This is a genomic window from Burkholderia sp. S-53 (assembly GCF_025560745.1).
Classification (GTDB): domain Bacteria; phylum Pseudomonadota; class Gammaproteobacteria; order Burkholderiales; family Burkholderiaceae; genus Burkholderia; species Burkholderia pyrrocinia.
In genome coordinates, this window is record NZ_CP090482.1 from 741,771 (window position 1) to 760,459 (window position 18,689).

At 67.1% G+C, this 18,689-nt stretch carries 9 protein-coding genes; 5 read left to right on the forward strand and 4 right to left on the reverse strand.

Features of this window, described 5'->3' with window-relative positions:
* Positions 1–33 precede the first annotated feature (33 nt).
* Positions 34–2,004 carry a beta-galactosidase gene (locus LXM88_RS03020; RefSeq protein ID WP_262530461.1) on the forward strand — a complete coding sequence of 657 codons (1,971 nt, stop codon included), beginning with the start codon at positions 34–36 and terminating at the stop codon, positions 2,002–2,004.
* Between the two features lie 4 nt (positions 2,005–2,008).
* Positions 2,009–3,313 carry an MFS transporter gene (locus LXM88_RS03025; RefSeq protein ID WP_262530462.1) on the forward strand — a complete coding sequence of 435 codons (1,305 nt, stop codon included), beginning with the start codon at positions 2,009–2,011 and terminating at the stop codon, positions 3,311–3,313.
* A 28-nt stretch (positions 3,314–3,341) separates the two neighbouring features.
* Here the strand turns inward: LXM88_RS03025 and LXM88_RS03030 are convergent, their stop codons facing one another.
* Both LXM88_RS03030 and LXM88_RS03035 read right to left on the reverse strand, forming a co-directional pair.
* Positions 3,342–4,505 carry a glycoside hydrolase family 53 protein gene (locus tag LXM88_RS03030; protein ID WP_262530463.1) on the reverse strand — a complete coding sequence of 388 codons (1,164 nt, stop codon included), beginning with the start codon at positions 4,503–4,505 and terminating at the stop codon, positions 3,342–3,344.
* A 540-nt stretch (positions 4,506–5,045) separates the two neighbouring features.
* A complete protein-coding gene (locus LXM88_RS03035; protein ID WP_262530464.1) occupies positions 5,046–7,259 on the reverse strand; it encodes a LamG-like jellyroll fold domain-containing protein in 2,214 nt (737 codons plus the stop codon).
* A gap of 453 nt (positions 7,260–7,712) precedes the next feature.
* On the opposite strand from LXM88_RS03035, the gene LXM88_RS03040 reads away from it, so the two are divergent.
* Both LXM88_RS03040 and LXM88_RS03045 read left to right on the forward strand, forming a co-directional pair.
* Positions 7,713–9,317, forward strand: a complete 1,605-nt coding sequence (locus tag LXM88_RS03040) for a glycoside hydrolase family 28 protein (RefSeq protein ID WP_262530465.1) — start codon at positions 7,713–7,715, stop codon at positions 9,315–9,317.
* Positions 9,318–9,765: 448 nt separating this feature from the next.
* A complete protein-coding gene (locus LXM88_RS03045) occupies positions 9,766–11,961 on the forward strand; it encodes a TonB-dependent siderophore receptor (RefSeq protein WP_262530466.1) in 2,196 nt (731 codons plus the stop codon).
* Positions 11,962–11,990: 29 nt separating this feature from the next.
* Here LXM88_RS03045 and LXM88_RS03050 read toward each other — a convergent pair whose 3' ends face one another.
* Complete coding sequence (locus LXM88_RS03050; RefSeq protein WP_262530467.1) at positions 11,991–12,797, reverse strand: response regulator transcription factor; 807 nt, start codon at positions 12,795–12,797, stop codon at positions 11,991–11,993.
* Positions 12,798–13,887: 1,090 nt separating this feature from the next.
* Between LXM88_RS03050 and LXM88_RS03055 the strand changes: the two genes are divergently transcribed.
* Positions 13,888–17,481: a YadA family autotransporter adhesin gene (locus LXM88_RS03055; RefSeq protein WP_262530468.1), complete on the forward strand. Its 3,594-nt coding sequence runs from the start codon at positions 13,888–13,890 to the stop codon at positions 17,479–17,481.
* 88 nt (positions 17,482–17,569) lie between these two features.
* On the opposite strand, the gene LXM88_RS03060 is transcribed toward LXM88_RS03055, so the two are convergent.
* Complete coding sequence (locus LXM88_RS03060; protein ID WP_262531627.1) at positions 17,570–18,682, reverse strand: Rieske 2Fe-2S domain-containing protein; 1,113 nt, start codon at positions 18,680–18,682, stop codon at positions 17,570–17,572.
* Positions 18,683–18,689: the final 7 nt, after the last annotated feature.

The window sequence follows — 18,689 nt, forward strand, 5'->3', positions numbered from 1 at the left end:
TCCAACCCTTCCTCTTCCTGCCAGGAATCCACGATGCACCTCGGCGTTTGCTACTACCCCGAACACTGGCCGCGCGAACAATGGGATCGCGACGCGCGGCGGATGGCCGAACTCGGCCTGACCCGCGTGCGGATCGCCGAATTCGCGTGGAGCCGGATGGAGCCGGAGCCGGGCCGCTACGACTGGGCGTGGCTCGACGAAGCGATCGACACGCTCGCGCGCCAGCACCTGAAGATCGCGCTCGGCACGCCGACCGCGGCGCCGCCGAAATGGCTCGTCGACCGTCATCCGGAGATCCTGCCGGTCGGCGCGGACGGCGCCGCCCGGCAGTTCGGATCGCGTCGCCACTACGATATCTCCAGCCCCGTCTATCGAGATCACTGCGTGCGGATCGCCGACGCGATGGCGCGGCGCTACGGCACGCATCCGGCCGTGATCGCGTGGCAGACCGACAACGAACTCGGCTGCCACAACACGCTGCCGAGCTACACGCGCGCGGCGCTGACGGGTTTTCGCGCGTGGCTCGCCGCGCGCTACGGCGATGTCGGCGCGTTGAACCGCGCGTGGGGCAACGTGTTCTGGAGCATGGAATATCGCGGCTTCGACGAGATCGAACTGCCGCGCCATACGCCGACCGACGCGAATCCCGCGCACCTGCTCGACTTCCGGCGTTTTCAGTCGGACGAGGTTGCGCGCTTTCATGCGGTGCAGGTCGATGCGATCCGTGCGCACGCGCCGGGGCGCGACGTGCTGCACAACTTCATGGGCTTTTTCACCGAATTCGATCACTACGCGTTCGCGCGCAGTGGCCTCGATGTCGCCGCGTGGGACAGCTATCCGGTGCCGCGCACCGAAGTGCTGCCGCTCGACGAGCAGGACAAGCATCGCTGGGCCCGCACGGGCCACCCGGACGTGTCGGCGTTCTCGCACGACCTGTATCGCGGGGTCGGCAACGGCCGGATGTGGGTGATGGAGCAACAGGCGGGGCCCGTCAACTGGGGGCCGCACAACCCGGTACCGCATGCCGGCGCGGTGCGGCTGTGGACGTGGGAAGCGTTCGCGCACGGCGCGGAGCTGGTGTCGTATTTCCGCTGGCGGCAGTATCCGCACGCGCAGGAACAACTGCATTCGGGCCTGAATGCACCCGACGACCGGCTGTCGCAGGGCGGACATGAAGCGGCGCGCGTTGCCCGCGAGCTTGCCGCGTTCGACCGCACGCTCGTCGAGGGCACGGCCGCTCCGGCACGCGTTGCGCTGCTGTTCGACTACGAGGCCGACTGGATGATCCGGATCCAGCCGCACGGCGTCGATTTCGACTATCAACAGCACGCGTTCGACTGGTATCGCGCGCTGCGCGAACTGGGGCTCGACGTCGACATCGTCGCGGCCGATGCCGACGTGTCGCGCTATGCGCTGGTCGTTGCGCCGACGCTGCCGGTTGTCCCGGACCGTGTCGTCGAGCAGGTCGCCGGCAGCGGCCCGCACTGGCTGTTCGGGCCGCGCACGGGTTCGCGCACGGCCGACTTCGCGATCGTGCCGGGCCTGGCGCCCGGCAAGCTGCGCGACGTGTTGCCAGTGCGGATCGCGCAGGTCGAATCGTTGCGGCCGTCGCTCGCGCCGCGTGTCGCATTCGACGGCGTGGAAGGACACGCGGTGAAATGGCGCGATCACGTCGACACGGACGCGGTAGCCGGAATCGACGTGCTCGCGGCGTTCGACGACGGCGTGCCCGCGCTGGTGCGGCGCGCTCACGTGACGATGGCGACCGCGTGCTTCGATCGCGCGCTGTTGCGTGCGATCGTCGGCCGCTGCGCACGCGACGCCGGATTGCCCGTGGCGGCGCTGCCCGACGGCCTGCGATTGCGCCGGCGCGGGCGTGTCGTGTTCGCGTTGAACTACGGTGACACGCCGTGCACGCTGCCCGCGCCGGCCGGCGCGAGCTTCGTGCTCGGCCGCCCGGAACTCGGTGCGGTCGACGTGGCCGCATGGGTCGAGCCGGACTGACGCGATGCGATTGCTGCGATCGCATTTCGCGGGCCTGGCCGGGATCGCGCATTTCGTTCCGCTGTCCGCCGCGGCGCTGATGCTTGGCGTTGCGATGTCGTTTACCGCGCCATACCTGGCGCTGTTCGGCGTCGAGGCGGTCGCGATGTCGCCGTTGCTCGCGGGTGTGTTCATGACGCTGATCGCGGCGAGCGGCGTCGTTGCAAGCACGTGGGCCGGCCGCTGGTCCGATCGGCACGACCGGCACCGGCCGCTGCTCGTCGTGTCGCTCGCGGCCGCCGCGCTCGGGTTCGCGCTGCTGTGCGTGCTCCGTGCGCGCGTGCCCGTGATCGCGGCCGGCACGATCCTGCTCGGCGCGGGCGCCGTGTCGCTGTCGCAGATCTTCTCGTTCGCGCGTGCGGTGCTGCCGGTCGACAGCAGCGCGCAGCGCGAGCTGGCGTCGGCCGCGCTGCGCACGATGCTGTCGGTCGCATGGGTATTCGGCCCCGCGCTCGGCGCGCTGATACTCGCGCAGACGGGCTTCACCGGGCTTTTTCTCGCAGCATCCGCGGGCTTTGTCGCGTGCGCGGCGATCGTCGCGCGCATTCCGGAACCCGCGCGCCGGCCGGCGGCGGCCGATGCGGGCAGGTCCGCCGCGGCGAGTGCGTCCGGCGGCGATCCGGTGCCGCCGGGCGAGTCCGCGCCGGCCGTCGCCGCACCGCGTGCGGTCGTGCTGCGCACGCTTGCCGCGCTGATGCTGATCGGGCTCGCGGCGAACGCGACGATGATCGTGCTGCCGCTGTATATCGTGCGCGGGCTGGGCGGCACGCCGGTGAACGTGTCGGCCGCGCTCGGCCTCGCCGCGTTGCTCGAGATCCCGATGATGCTGTGGCTCGGCATCCGTTCGGCGCGGCTGAACAAGGCGCGCTGGCTGACGGGCAGTGCGGCCGTGCATGCCGCGTACTTCGCCGGGCTCGCGGCGGTGACGCACGTCGATGCGATCCTGCCGCTGCAGTTGCTGAGCGCGTGCGTGGTCGCGATCACGTCGTGCCTCGGCATGACGCGCGTGTGCGACCTGATGCCGACGCGTCCCGGCACCGCGACCGCGATGTTCTTCAGCACGGCGCGCGTCGGCTCGATCGTGTCGGGCGTGCTGTCGGGCGCGTGCGTCGACCTGTTCGGCTATCGCGCGACGTTCGCGGGTTGCGGCGCGCTCGCACTCGTGGCGCTTGTGCTGCTCGCTCACGATGCGCGCGATTCGCGGGCCGGCATGACACGTTCGACACGCGCGTCGAAGCAGCCGCGCAGCCGCTTCGACGCGCCGCACTGACGCACAGCGCGCCAGTGCGGCTGGTAGGTCAGCGTTGCCGGAACGCGTCGAGCGACGACAGCGCGTGGCCGTGGAAATCGAACAGCGTGTTGTTGTCCCACTGGTCGCCCGCGCCGAGCTTCCAGCCGACGCCGGGCGTCGGGATCCATTCGGGTTCCCACCAGAACACGCCCTTGCCGCGATTACCCGGCACGCCCTTCACGATGTCGGTCACGGCCGCGAGGAACTGCGCCTGTCCGGCCGGCGACGGCGGGAAGGTCGTCGATCCGGTGTTCGTCATCGCGTTCGGCTCCGAATCGCCGTCGCTCGTGGTCCACGGATACGCGGTCTCCACGACGATCAGTTCCTTGTCGTAGCGCACCGCGAGATCGTTCGCGTTGTTGCGCAGATCGTCGAGCGCGCCTTGCCATTGCGGGTAGTAGGACAGGCCGATCACGTCGAACGGGACACCGCGCTGCGTTGCGCTGTCGAACCACCAGCGGCTCTTCCCATTGTCGCCGCCGCTGTCGATGTGCAGCATCACCTTGATGCGCGGATCGACTGCCTTCACCGCGTCGTGGCCCGTCTTCAGCAATTGCGCGAGGTTGTCCCACTGATCGTATCGGCCGAGCGGCCACAGCATGCCGCCGGTGATCTCGTTGCCGATCTGCACCCACTCGGGCCGAACACCGGCGCGTGCCAGCCGGCGCAGCACGTCGGTCGTATACGCGGACAGCAGCGCGCAGGTGTCGGCCAGGTTCTTGCCGGCCCACGCATGCGGCGGGTATTGCTTGCCCGGGTCGGCCCACCAGTCGCTGTAGTGGAAGTCGATCAGGATGCGCATTCCGAGCGCGGCCGCGCGTCGCGCGAGCGCAATCGCGTGCGCGGCGTCGTTGTAGCCGGCCGCTGCGCTCTGGTTGGCAGGGAAGAAGTCCGGGTTGCCGGGATCGTTCCAGACCTTGATGCGGATCGCGTCGACGCCGTGCGCGCGCAGGATCTTCAGGCAGTCGCGCGGGGTGCCGCCGCGGTCGAAGAAGGCCGCCCCATGGGCTTCGAGTTCCGGCAGCGTCGAGACGTCGGCGCCCATCGCGAACGGGCTCGCCGCCGTGTCGCGCGCGGTGCGTTGCGCGAAGGCCGGCAGCGGGCCGGCCAGGTCGAGGCACGCGAGCGCCGCGGTTGAGACGCTCCAGCGCAACATCGATCGTCTGTTCATCGTCATCCTCCATGTGCGGACCCCGTCGGGCACGGGATCGTTGGTTTCGAATTTTAAGCGCTTAAATTTCGGGCCCCGATGCGAGGCCGGATCGAGCGTAGCGCACCCGCTGTCGCACACGCAAAGAACGCATGCGTTGCCTACTATCTGGCGAGGCACGCAAGGGCGCGCCTTCCTGGCGTCATGCCACGCGCGCGAGACAGGTACTTGGCGTACGTCAGGAATCCGGACGATGCCGCCCCGGTCCGCAGCGAAACGGTCCATCGGCTCGCGTCGCGGTGCCAGGATGAATGACGGATCCTCGATTGCCGGCGACGCGCATGAAAATCAGCGGCGCCCGCTCGGCGCCCGACACGCTTCCGTTGCCGCGGCTCGGCCTGCGGCCGTTCTGCCTGGCCGGCGCGCCGTTCGCGCGCGTCGCGATCGCCCGGTGGCTGGCGGCCTGGCACGGCGTGCGGTGCGCCGTACGCACGGCGTCGATGGCCGGGCTCCTGCGGCACGTGCGCGGCAGCGTTCGTCGACAGCGTCGCTTGGCGCGGATCACGCTCGCTGCGCGAGCGCCTTCACCTGGTCGGCCGACATCGCGCCGCGATAGATGCGGAACTCGTCGATCGCGCCGCTGAAGAACGGATCGCCCGGATACTGCGAACGTCCGATCCAGTTCTGCGCGGTGTGCCCGATGCGCCATGGCGCGAAGATGACGTCGCCCGCCGTGCCGATCGCGTTGCCGTTCAGATAGAGCGTCGCGGTCGTTGCCGCGAGCGTGACGGCCACGTGCGCCCATTGTCCGGCCGGCAGTGCGGCGTTGCCGTCGATCGCGCGTTCGCCATGTCCGCCGTTGGTCGTGATCGCGAAGCGCATCGTCCCGCCATGGCTCCTCGGCGTGACGAACAGATAGCGTCCGGTGCCCGAACCGAAATCGAACAGGCGCGCCCACGTTTGTCCGCCGTTCCAGTTCACCCAGGCCGCGATCGTGAAATCCGACACGTCGGCGACGATGTCGTTCGGCAACGCAACGTAGCCGGTCGAACCGTCGAGCGACACGGCGTCGCCGGTTTTCCCGGGCCCACGCGAAACGCCACCGGCGAGCGTACCCGCGTGACCGTTGCCGGATGCGTCCGCTGCGGCCGTGCCGCCGGTCTCGTCGAACGTCAGCAGCGTATGCAATTGCAGTGCCGTCGACGCGGCGACTTCCGCCGAATTCGCGGTTTCGCCCGACGCGGTCTGCCCGCTGATCACGTAGTACCAGATGCCCGTCGCCGGGCTGTCCGTGTACGTCAGCGGATCGGCGATGCCGCTCGCGATGGTCGTGTAGGGGCCGCCCGACGCGGATGCGCGCTTCACGTTGTAGCTTGCGGCGTTCGCGACGCCCCACCACGACAGCACGACCTGTCCGGCGCCCGGCCAGGCGGTCAGGCCGCTCGGCGCGGCGGCGGGCGCGACGGGATCGCGCGTGCAGGTGAGCGTGCCGTAGCCGAGCTGATCGTAGCCGCCGCTCGCTTCGCCGTAATTGCCGCCGCCGCCTTCGGGCTGGATCGCGAGCGCGAACTTCGTCGACCAGGGCGCCGACAGCCCCTTGCGGTTCACGTAATGGTTGTAGACGAGTGCCCAGCACGGGCGGATCGTGCCCTGGCCGGCTGTCGAGAATTGCGTCTGGGTCACGTCGACATTCGAGTACGACGCGTACGGCACCGGCAGAAACGTGCCGTCGGGCCGCACGAGATTCGCCTTCGCGACGTATTCCGCGCCCGCGAGAAAACGGTTGTTGTCGTAACCGTACAGGTCGATGCCCTGGTTCCACGCCATTTCGCAGATCGCGCCGCCCAGCGCGATGCCGAGCGTGTTGTGCCCCTGGTCGCGGCCCGACTCCTGCCACTGGCCCAGATGGCCGGGGTGCAGGTAGTAGACGGCCTGCGCGATCGCGCCGTTGCCCGGCCCGTCGATGAAATAGTTGACGGCCTCGTCGAACTTCGCGTGGTCGTCGCACAGCACGCCGATCCCCATGATCGATGCGAGGTTGCACAGATCCCAGTTGGCCCAGTAGTGCGTGATGTCCGTGTTGTTGTGGCGACTCAGGAAGTCGGCGTTGATCGGGTAGAACTTGTCGGCCATCATCGTCTGGAACGCGGCGAAATCGGTCGCCGCCCAGCCGGGATAGGTGCGCATGATTTCGCCGGCGTTGGCGAATTCGTAGCCGTAGATGCCGGCTGCCAGGTCGACGTTCGAGTCCCCGGCGAGGTTCTGCAGCGTGGCCGACCACGCATTCATGATCTGCACGGCCTTGTCCGCATAGGCGGCATTGCCCGAGATCTTCCAGCGCAGCGCGCACGCATAGGCGGCTGCGATGTCCTTGTACAGCACCGGGTAGTTTTGCGTGCCGGTGCCGCCGCGCGTCACGACGGCCTGCGGTCGCGGCGACCACGACAACTGCGCATGACCGTTCGTGACGAGCCGGTTCCAGCCGTCGAGCCAGGGCGACGCGGCGGCCGATACCTTCCGCGCGATCCGGTCGAAATCGGCTTGCGTGTGCAGCAATCCCGGATGTGCGAACGCTTCACGCGTTGCGACGGTCGCGGTACCCGTCGCAACGCGTGCGAGCGCACGGTTACCCGCCGCGGCAACTGCGATGCCGGGGGCGCTCCCGGTCGCGTCCGCGCCGCCGCAGGCCGACAGCGCGAGCGCACCGACGCTGTAAAGGAAGGTGCGCCGGGAGATGCCTGCACCGGATCCGGGCCGAAATCGCGTGTCGTTCATGGTTGTGTCGTTCCTTGACGAGACCCGCTCGCGGGCACCGCGGGCGAGCGGGGCGACCGACCGCCGAGCGTCATCTTGAGCGTCATTGAAATCAGTCATCGCATGACGACGCGGAGTGTAGCGGAAGCATCACTGTTCCGGAATAAAAAGTTGTCACGAAACAATCATTCGATCCGATAGCGATTGTGACGAATCAGTTGATTAACATGCTAATAAAACGGAAATAAATGTTGATTGATACGTTTGCGAGATATTATCGTCGCCGGCCCTGCGAACAGCAGACACGTCAGGTGTGCCGATCGATGCCAGTTCGCTATTTTTATTGTTGTCACACAACTGACAATTAAATGATGTTCTGCGCATCGCATGCCGGTTCGCGGGCCGGTACGACTTCATGCCGGCGCAGCAACGCCGGCGTCGCTCGACGCATGAAAAAAACCGGAGAACAACACGATGACGAGAAGAATCGCAGTCCTTGACGATCGATTCGCGCGACGCGCGGTGCGGATGGCTTCACTTGCCGCGCTGGCCGGCGTCGGCGCGATGGCGGTGCCGGCCACGGCGGCGACGACGGTCGGTACGCAGTGGGGTACCGTGAGCGAACCGGTGCTGCCGACGAGCGTATGCGGCACCGTCGCGGCGCAGCTCACGCCGGTCGGCGGCTCGGTCGACGCGCTCGATTCGACCGCGTCGAATTCGGAGCACGATACGACGCGGATCCAGAACGCGATCGCGCAATGCGCGGCCGGCTCCGCCGTGCATTTGACGGCCGGTGCGAACGGCCAGACGGCGTTCATCAGCGGGCCGCTGACGCTGAAATCGGGCGTGACGCTGTGGCTCGACAAGGGCGTCACGCTGTTCGCGTCGCGCAATCCGGCGCTGTACGACAACGGCGTCGGCACGTGCGGCACGGCGACGTCGAGCAGCAAGAAGTCGTGCAACCCGTTCATCAGCGCGTCCGGCACGGCGAACGCGGCGATCGTCGGCGACGGTGTAATCGACGGGCGCGGCGGCAGCCTGCTGACGAGCGGGCCGAATGCGGGCCTGCGCACGTGGTGGGACGTCGCGTACCAGAACAAGACGCAAGGCCTGAACCAGCAGAACCCGCGGCTGCTGGAAGTGAAGGGCGGCAGCCACTTCACGCTGTACCGGATCACGCTGCAGAACTCGCCGAACTTCCACGTGGTGACGAACGGCGTGACCGGCGTGACCGCGTGGGGCATCAAGATCGTCACGCCGAGCGCGGTCTATACGCGCAGCGGCTATGCATGCCCGAGCGGCACGCAGCCCAACGAGACGACCCCCGCCACCTGCTTCACGCCCGACACGGCGAAGAACACCGACGGTTTCGATCCGGGGCAGTCGAGCCAGGTGCTGCTCGCGTTCTCGTACATCAGCACCGGCGACGATCATGTCGCCGTGAAGTCGAGCGCGTCGCCGGGCGCGAAGCAACTGACGATCGCGCACAACCATTTCTACTATGGCCACGGCATGTCGATCGGCAGCGAAACGAATGCCGGCGTGTCGGACGTGGATGTGCGCGACCTGACGATGGACGGGTTCGACAGCCCGAACGGCAACGGCCTGCGGATCAAGTCCGATTCGTCGCGCGGCGGCCTGGTGACCAACGTGCGTTTCGCGCAGGTCTGCATGAGGAACGTCGCGCGGCCGCTGGTGTTCGATCCGTTCTACAGTTCGTCGACCGGCACGCTGTATCCGGATTTCACGAACATTACAGTCCAGGACTTTCACGACGTCGGCAGTGCGAAATTCGGCGGCGGAAAGGTCACGTTCTCCGGCTATGAAGCGAACGGGCAGCACTTTCCGCTCGGCATCGCGCTGAACAACGTCGTGTTCGACGGCACGCAGCCGACGTTCGAGAAGGACGCCGCGACGCACTATACGCTCGGGCCGGGCGCCGTGAGCTTCTCCGGCTCGATCGTTACGTCGAGCGCGAACGACGTGACGGTCACGGGCACGCCGGGCACGTCGACGCCGTACGACTGCAGCGCCGCGTTCACGACGCTGAAATCCGTCGCGCCGACTTCGCCGATCTGATCCGGCCGGCGTGCGCGCGACGCCGGCGATGGCGTGGCGCGCACGCCGCCGGTTCGGCGCGTTCTCCGTCGAACCGGCACGTCACGCATTCCGCTGAGCGGCGTTCCAGGGGCCGGCGCGTGGCGGCGGATCGGCTTCGATGCGCAATTTCGATTTGCCCGGAACGCTTGAGATGTGCGACTTCGCATGCCGTCATGCCGCGATCGGAGGCGGCATGAATCGCAGAATGCGCACTTTCAAACGTCCACGCATTTTTTTAAAGACCGTGCCGCGTTCGACCGGTATGATCGCTGCGCTCGCGAACGGCGCGATCGGCCAGTGCATGCCGATTCGCGCGCGACCGACATCACCAGCACGACAATCACGACAGCGCAGGACGGACGCCGGCGGCGCACCGTGCCTCGATCCGGCCGAACGGGCCAAGACAGCACGACGGAGTATTCAAACGATGTTGATGGAGACAGGGGCGGTGCGACGCGCATGGGCGATCGCTGCCGGGGGAGCGTTGTGCGCGGCCGCAGCGGGCGGCGCGCACGCGCAGGCGTCGAACTCGGCGGCGGCGGTGCCGCAGGCCGGCACGGCGACGGCCGTGCTGCCGCCGATCGACGTGACGGGAAAGGCCGGCCGATCGTCGGTCGGGCTCGTCGGGCTGCGCACCACCGTCGGCACGAAGACCGACACGCCGGTGGCCGAGATCCCGCAGACGATCAACATCGTCACCGCACAACAGATCGAGATGACCGGCGCGGCCGACCTGAACCAGGCGCTGCGCTACGTGCCGGGTTTCTCGACGTTCGGCGCCGACAGCCGGACCGACTGGTATGCGGCGCTGCGCGGCTTCACGCCGACGCTGTACGTCGACGGCGTGCCGGCGCCGAATACGGCCGTGATCGCGAACTGGCGTGTCGACCCGTACACGATCGACTCGATTGCGGTGCTGCGCGGGCCGACGTCGGTGCTGTACGGCGCGGGCGAGCCTGGCGCGATCGTCGACGCCCACACGAAACTCGCCGACGGCGAGCGCGTGCGCGAAGCCGGCGTGCAGATCGGCAACGATGCGCGCAAGCAATTCATGCTCGACGTCGGCGACCGGCTCGATCCGGACGGCCGGTATGCGTATCGCTTCGTCGGCGTGGCGCGCGACGGCAATGCGGTGACCGGCCCGAACGGCGACCGTCGCGTCGCGCTCGCGCCGTCGTTCCGATGGCGGCCGAACGCCGACACGTCGCTGACGTTCTCCGCGTCGTTCCTGCAGGATAGCGGCGACATCTCGTCGAACTTCCTGCCCGCGTCGGGCACGGTACTGCCGAACCCGAACGGCCGCCTGTCGCAGGACATCTACATGGGCGACCCGGGGTTCAACGACTACCGGAAGAAGCAATGGTCGCTCGGCTATGCGCTGGAGCACCGCGTGAATGCGATCTGGACGCTGCACCAGGACGTGCGCTGGTCGCACCTGTCGCTCGACGATGCGACGGTGTTCGGCAACGGCCTGGCGCCCCGCAGCACGACGAACATGATGCGTTTCGCGGGGCTGTTCCAGCTCAACTACAGCCGGCTCGATATCGACAACCACGCGCAGGCGCGCTTCGGCACGGGGCCGCTCGAACATACGCTGCTGCTCGGTACGCAGTTCGACCGGCAGACGACCACCAACAGCGTCTGGCTCGCGCTGGCGCCGTCGCTGAACCTGTACCATCCCGTCTATCGGCCCGTCACGGCCGCGATCTTTTCCGGCCCGACGTCGCTCGGCCATGTCGACCAGTACACCGCGATGAACGCGGTCGGCGTGTACGCGCAGGACCAGATCCGCTGGCAGCGCTGGACGCTGACGCTCGGCGGCCGCGAGGACTGGGTCAATGCGCGGTTCGACGACCGGACGGCCGGCAAGCAGACGCAGCAGGACGTCAGTGCGTTCTCCGGGCGCGTCGGGCTCACCTATCAGGGCGATGCCGGGTTGTCGCCGTATGTGGGTTATTCGACGTCGTTCGATCCCGTCATCGGCGTGCGAATGGTCGGCGGCGGCCTGCCGAAGCCGACACGCGGCACGCAGACGGAAGCCGGGCTGCGCTGGCAGCCGCCGGGCAAGAACCTGATGCTGAACGCGGCCGTCTACCAGATCGACCAGACCAACGTCGTGACGCCGACGCCGGTGAATCTCGACCCCACCGGCACGACGTCCGTGCAGACCGGCAAGGTGCGCTCGCGCGGCATCGAGCTGAGCGCGGTCGGCAAGCTGACCCGCGAGCTGTCGGTGGTCGCGTCGTATGTCTATCAGGACGTCAAGAACGTGCAGGCAAACGACGCGTCGCTGAACCACTGGCCGGTGGCCGTGCCGCTGCCGCGGCAGATGGCGTCGATGTGGGCCGACTGGACCTGGCATACGGGCGCGCTGTCCGGGCTCGGAATAGGCGCCGGCGTGCGCTACCAGAGCGCATCGGCCGGTGCGCCCGACAATTCGCTGACGGTGTCGAGCTATACGCTGTACGACCTGGCGATGCACTACGAGATGGCCCACTGGCGGTTCGCATTGAACGTCGCGAACCTGTTCGACCGGCGTTACGTCAGCGGCTGCCAGTCGTACGCGGTGTGCGTGTTCGGCAACGAGCGGACCGTGCTGGCCAGCGCGAAATACAACTGGTAGCGGGTAGTCGCGAGCATGCCGAACGCGGCCTACGCGCCGCGCTGCGGTTCGCGGGTCGAGGCGCGCCGGCCCGCGTGGCGCTGGCGCCGCCACTCGGTCGGCGTGATGCCGAAACGTTCGCGGAATGCGGTCGCGAAGTTCGCCGGCGTGGAAAAGCCGATTTCCTTGGCGATGCTGGCGATGCTGAGCGACGTCGAATCCAGCAGGTCCTGCGCGATCCGCAGCCGCTCGTGCCGCAGATACTCGAACACCGTCTGGCCGAGATTGTCGCGAAACGCGCGCGACAGCCGTTTTTCATGGGTGCCGACCGCGCGCGCCAGCTGCTCGACCGTCGGCGGATCGTTCAGCGTCCGCGACAGGTGGCGAATGGCCGCGCGCACGATGATGTCGTCGTCCTTGCCGGCCGCGAACGGGCTCTCCGTCTCGACAGGCCGCTCACGCCTGGTTCGTGCGAGCTGCACGCGAATCCGCGCGAGCACTTCGGCCGGCTCGAACGGCTTCACCACGTAGTCGACGCCGCCGATTTCGAGCCCCTCGAGGCGCTCGTGCAATTCGCCGGCCACGGTCAGGAAGATGACCGGAATCGCGCTCGTCAGCGGATCGGCGGCCAGCAGCCGGCACGCGGTGAAACCGTCCATGCGCGGCATGCGGACATCCATCAGGATCAAGTCGGGCATCAGCGCCTGCGCGCGCTGGCACGCCTGCGCCCCGTCGGATGCGATGGTGATCCGGCACCCCGTGCCGCGCAGGATGTCGATCAGCAAACGGAGCTGGTCGGGCTGATCGTCGACGATCAGCAGATGGGCGTTGCTCAATGCGGAGATCGATGGAGGCATCGTGCACCTGTTCTGGAAAGGCGGCTGGCTGCGATCCCGCGGGTGGCCTACCCGGTTGGGGGAATCGTCGGAAGCCGCTCTATGTCGACGCGCAACCGCATCGCTCGCTCGCATCGATATTCGGATTGGGCCGGACTGCGCGGCAGGCAACCGGTCGGCGCATGACACGGCGTTCGTTGTTTTGATCACTGAGCCGGTTAAGACGCGGACGATTGCCGTGGTCGCGTCGTGAATGGTCGCGGCTGCCGGTATCGATGCGAGCGAAATTGTAGGAGCATATTTCGAATCCCGCCAGATGGGTTGTCGATATTCGCACCATGTCGTTTTATGCGGCTTCGAAATGTGCTGCGGTTTACGCCTGCAGTGTTGCCGCGTTGATGTGCGTCAAAAATCGTGGGCTTGTCCGATTTTGTTTAATTCAAATCCGCTTCGGCAAAGTATTTATCCTCTCCTAAAAAGATTCCTATTAATCTATATTATGCGCAATCGTTTGCGAGACGCTCATATTTATCGTAACGCATTGAATATATTGGGTTTTACAATCTATAAACAATGCCGACTTTGATATTCATTGATCGTGTCTCATAATTCGTCCGAACTTTGAGCGACGGATGGTGCAGACCAACGGAAGGCACGACGAACCGCGGCGGACGTTGCGCGATTCGAGTCCGGAGCATCAGTTGATGCATGCCTGAGCGAATGTCCTGCACATCGGAACGGAAATCCGGTTGCCGGAGATGAAATAAAAGAAACGGGGTTGGTCGCGATCGGCGCGACGTCGGATTCCGGGTGGTTATAAAGACGGGTTGAATCTCCGGATTCAGTCGGGGTAGCGCTCGTCCATAAATAACAATACGTATTCCTAATGCATGTAACGAATTAACGGAACGGGCTGTCAAGAGACGGCGTGCCCGGGCTTTCGAACGCCCTGCCGAATTGCGCGGTCGGTGCGTGTCGCGTTCGACACGGCCGGGCCGCGCATCGTGAACGGGTTCCGCACTGAAGTCGTAATCGCAATCGAAGTCGAATCTGTAAATAAAAGTAAGTAGTCCGTATTCAAACCTTACGATACAAAACGGAGCAGAACAGCATGAAGAGGAACCAGATTTCGGCGCTTGTCGCCGCCATGTTCACGGGTGCAGGCGTGTTGATCGCGGGAGGCGCGCACGCGGACAATTTCGTCGACCGTGGCAACCCGGACAACGCGTTGAACGGCCAGTGCATCGACGGCACGAACCCGCTCTGCGTGGCAACGAAGAGCGGGAGTTTCGTGGCGGTGAGCACCTCGAACGTCACGCAGGGAACGAATGCCAGGGCCGGCACCAGCGGTATCGCGATCGGTGACCAGTCGAACGCAAGCAGCAAGGGCGGCACCAGCAGCGGTGGCGCGATTGCGATCGGTGTCGGCTCGCAGGCGCTGGCGAACTCGGCGACGGCGATCGGCACGGTGGCGGTTGCGCAAGGCAATACGTCGCTTGCGGTCGGTCGTCAGTCGGCGGCGATCGGCGACTTCTCGATGGCGCTCGGCAACGTCGCCGACGCGCACGGCACGAGCTCGATCGCGCTCGGCCACTCGGCGCTGGCCAGCGGCGATCGCTCGATCGCGATCGGCGGCGCCAACCCGACGTCGAGCGACGGCGTATCGAATGGCGCCGCGTACGACGCGGCGACGCAGACGCGTGCCGGCGGCACGCAATCCGTGGCGATCGGCGCGGGCGCGCAGACGAACGACAACAACCAGGTGGCGATCGGCTCGGGCAGCGTCGGCGCGAACAACGGCGGCACGCCGGTCTTCGGCGGCACGGCAGCGCCGGTCGGCGGCGCGGTGTCGTTCGGTGCGCTCGGCAACGAACGCCAGCTCAAGAACGTCGCGGCCGGCGCGGCCGATACGGACGCCGTCAACGTCCAGCAATTGAAGAACGTGAACAGCGCGCTCAGCACGAGCATCGGCAACGTCGACGCACGCGTGACGTCGGTCGGCGATTCGCTGTCGACTTCGATCACGAACGTCGACCAGCGCGTGACCAGTGTCGGCAACAGCCTCAGCACCAGCATCGTCTCGGCAACGAAGAACGTCGTGAAATACACGGACGATTCGCATGCGGCGATCACGCTCGACGGCAGCAACGGCACCACGATCGGCGGCGTCGCGGCCGGCGTTGCCGATACCGACGCGGTGAACGTCGGCCAGTTGAAGGGCAGCGTCGCGCCGCTGCAGACGTCCATTTCGACGGCGGCTTCGAACATCACGAACCTGCAGAACAGCGTGTCCGGCATCAACACGTCGCTGAGCACGGCGGCCTCGAACATCGGCAACCTGCAGGCGGCCGATACGCGCAACGTGAAGTACGACGGCGCGAGCGGGTTCGATTCGGTGACGTTCGCCGGCACGAACGGCACGACGCTGCACAACGTCGCGGACGGCAAGGACGTGCACGACGCGGTCAACGTCGGCCAGCTGAACGGCGGCCTCGCATCGCTCAGCACGAGCGTGACGAACAACCTCAGCACGACGCTCGGCAACCTGAGCACGTCGATCACCAGCCAGATCGGCAACGCGACGAAGAATGCGGTGCAGTACGACGACGACGCGCACGGCGGCGTCACGCTCGGCGGCAAGGGCGCGCAGGCGCCGGTCGGCCTGCACAACGTCGCGGACGGCATCGCCGCGGGCGACGCGGTGAACGTCGGCCAGCTCGGCAAGGCGACCGACACGCTGAATCAGTCGATCACGACCGTCGGCAACCAGGTGACGACGAACACGGGCAACATCGCGGCGCTGCAGCAGGATGCGCTCCAGTGGAACGCGGGCCTCGGCGCCTACGATGCGAGCCACGGCGGCAACGGCCCGCAACGGATCAGCAACGTCGCGGCCGGCAAGAACGGCACGGATGCAGTCAACGTCGACCAGTTGACCGCGGCAGTTCAGAACGGCACGAGCCAGCTCGATGCGCTGGCCGTGAAGTACGACGATGCGAGCAAGCGGCAGGTGTCGCTCGGCGCGGGCAACGGCGGGAGCCCGGTGCGCGTGACCAATGTCGCGGAAGGCAACGTGGCGTCGGGCAGCACGGACGCAGTGAACGGCGCGCAGTTGCGCCGAGCGATCGGCGGCACCGCGGCCGCGCTCGGCGGCGGCGCGACGGCGAATCCGGACGGCTCGATCAGCGCGCCGGCATACAAGGTCGGCGGCGGTTCGTTCAACAACGTCGGCGACGCACTCACGAACCTCGACGGCCGCGTCGGCAGCAACACGACGACGCTCGAGAATCACGAAACGCGCCTCGGCAACGCCGAAACGAACATCGCCGGCAACACGGCCGCTATTGCCGGGCTGCAGCAGGACGCGCTGCAGTTCGACCCGAAACTCGGCGCATACAGCGCGGCGCGCGGCGGTGCGCCGACGAAGCTGACGAACGTGGCCGACGGCAACGTCGCCGCGGGCAGTACCGACGCGGTGAACGGCGGCCAGTTGTCGGGCGTGAAATCCGATCTCGAACAGCAGATCACGCAGGTGTCGAACCAGACCGGCGAAGCCGTGAAGAACGTCGTCAAGTATGACGTCGACACGAACGGCAACCGGCTGAATTCGGTCTCGCTCGTCGGCGGCGACGCCAATTCGGCGGTCGTGCTGAAGAACGTCGCGGCGGGCACCAGCGATACCGACGCGGTGAACGTGAAGCAGCTGAAGGACGTGCAGTCGAATCTCAACCAGCTCGGCGCGCTCGCGGTGCAGTACGACGACAGCTCGAAGAGCACGATCACGCTCGGCGGCGCCGGCGGCACGCGCATCACGAATGTGCAGGCCGGAACGCTCAGCGCAACCAGCACGGACGCGGTAAACGGCTCGCAGCTCTACGCGACCAACCAGCAGGTGTCGAAGAACACGACCGACATCTCGAACCTGCAGGGCAGCGTGACCAACATCGCGAACGGCAAGGCCGGCCTCGTGCAGCAGCAGAGCCCGAACGGCGCGATCACGGTCGGGAAGGACACGGGCGGCACCAGCGTGAACTTCTCGGGCACGGCGGGCGACCGCGTGCTGACCGGCGTCGCGGCGGGCGTGAACGACAACGATGCGGTCAACGTCGGCCAGTTCAACACCGCGTTGAAGAGCGTGGCGGCCAACGACAAGATCCGTGCGGCGGTCACCGATGCGAACACCACGTGGATCGCGCGTGCCGATGCGGGTGCGATCGGGTCGACGGCAACCGCGACCGGCAAGAACGCGGTGGCGGTCGGCCAGGGCTCCGTCGCCGATCGCGACAACTCGTTCTCGGTCGGCGCGAAGGGCAGCGAGCGCCAGATCACGAACGTCGCGGCCGGGACGGCGCCGACCGACGCGGTGAACGTGCAGCAACTGAACGACAACTTCACGGCCGCTTCGACGCAGGCGAAGAGCTACACCGACCAGCGCATCGGGCAGGTGTACAACTCGTTCAACGACCTGAAGAAGGACATGTACGGCGGCGTCGCGTCGGCGATGGCGGTGGCCGGCTTGCCGCAACCGACGGGTGCGGGCCGCTCGATGGTGTCGGCAGCGACCGCGAACTATCACGGCCAGCAGGGCTTTGCCGCCGGGTACTCGTACGTGACGGAGAGCAACCGCTGGGTCGTCAAGGCGTCGGTGACGGGCAACAGCCGCTCGGACTTCGGCGCGGTGGTGGGCGCGGGTTACCAGTTCTGATCAACGGTCCGGCCAGGGGCGGCAAGCGCCGACGGGGCAAAACGGCCAGGCGTGGAGCCTGTCGTGAACCTGGATCACGCATCGCCGCTCACTCGCGGCGGTGCGGTCGAGCAGCCGTCTCGGCGACGCGGTCGACCCAGCCCCGGTAGAACGCGCGGTACTTGAGCACGAGCTTGTCGTACTTGCTGTACGCGCCGCCGCCGTCCGGCTTCATTCCGTTCCAGATCTTGACGTCGTACCCCGCGGCCTGTCTGGTCTGCAACCCGAACAGCACGTAGTCGGTCGCGCGGCGCAGGGCGCCGCCGACCTTCTTGATCGAGATGAGCATGTGCATGACGTTTTTGCCGTCGCTCACCGGCGTCACGCACTGGAGCAGCTTGTATTTGAAGTCTCCGTCCAGCGCGACGGTCATGACGCACCCGCCCGGGTAGCCGTCGAAGTGCAGGTTCATCTGCGACATGTTCAGGCCGAGCGCGCGCGACAGCATGCCGAGGGGCCCGAAGTACCGGTCCACGGTGAAGTCGATCCCGGCACCGAACCACGCGCTCGCCCGGGCCAGCGACTCGACCTCCGGCCACTGGCGCCAATCGTCGAAGAGCTTGAGTTCGAAGGCCGAGATCGGGAGCGCGTGCACGGGGGTCGCGTGCTGCGCGTCGTAGAAGTTCTCGACGATCCGCAAGACCGCCGTCGTCGTCTCGAACGCGAAGTGCAGGTGCATGAAGTCGCCGTTGTCGACGTCGGCCGCGGCGATTTCGGGCAGCGGGTGCAGCGGCTGCGGCGAGCCGTACCAGACCCACACGTAGCCGTATCGCTCGGCGGTGACCAACGTCGGCTGGCGCGCGCCGCGCGGGACGGGCTCCAGCCGGCACACCGCCGGGCTGTGGCCGGGGATGTGAACGCACTGGCCCTGCTCGTCGTACCGCCAGTGGTGAAACGGGCACTGGATGCACCCGTCCTTGACCCGCCCGTCGGCCAGGTTCGCGCCGAGGTGCGAGCAGTGGCGGTCCATCACCACCGCCCGCCCCGTCGCGCCGCGCCACGCCACGCACGGACGGCCGAAGAGCGTCAACGCCGTCGGCTTGTCCTTGAGGTCGTCCGAGCGCATCGCGACGTACCAGCTCGCGGCCAGGCGCGTGGTCGCGTCGTAAGCCCCCGGGAGGTGCTCCTTGGCGACAGCTTGATCCAATTGAACGTCGTCCATCGTTTTC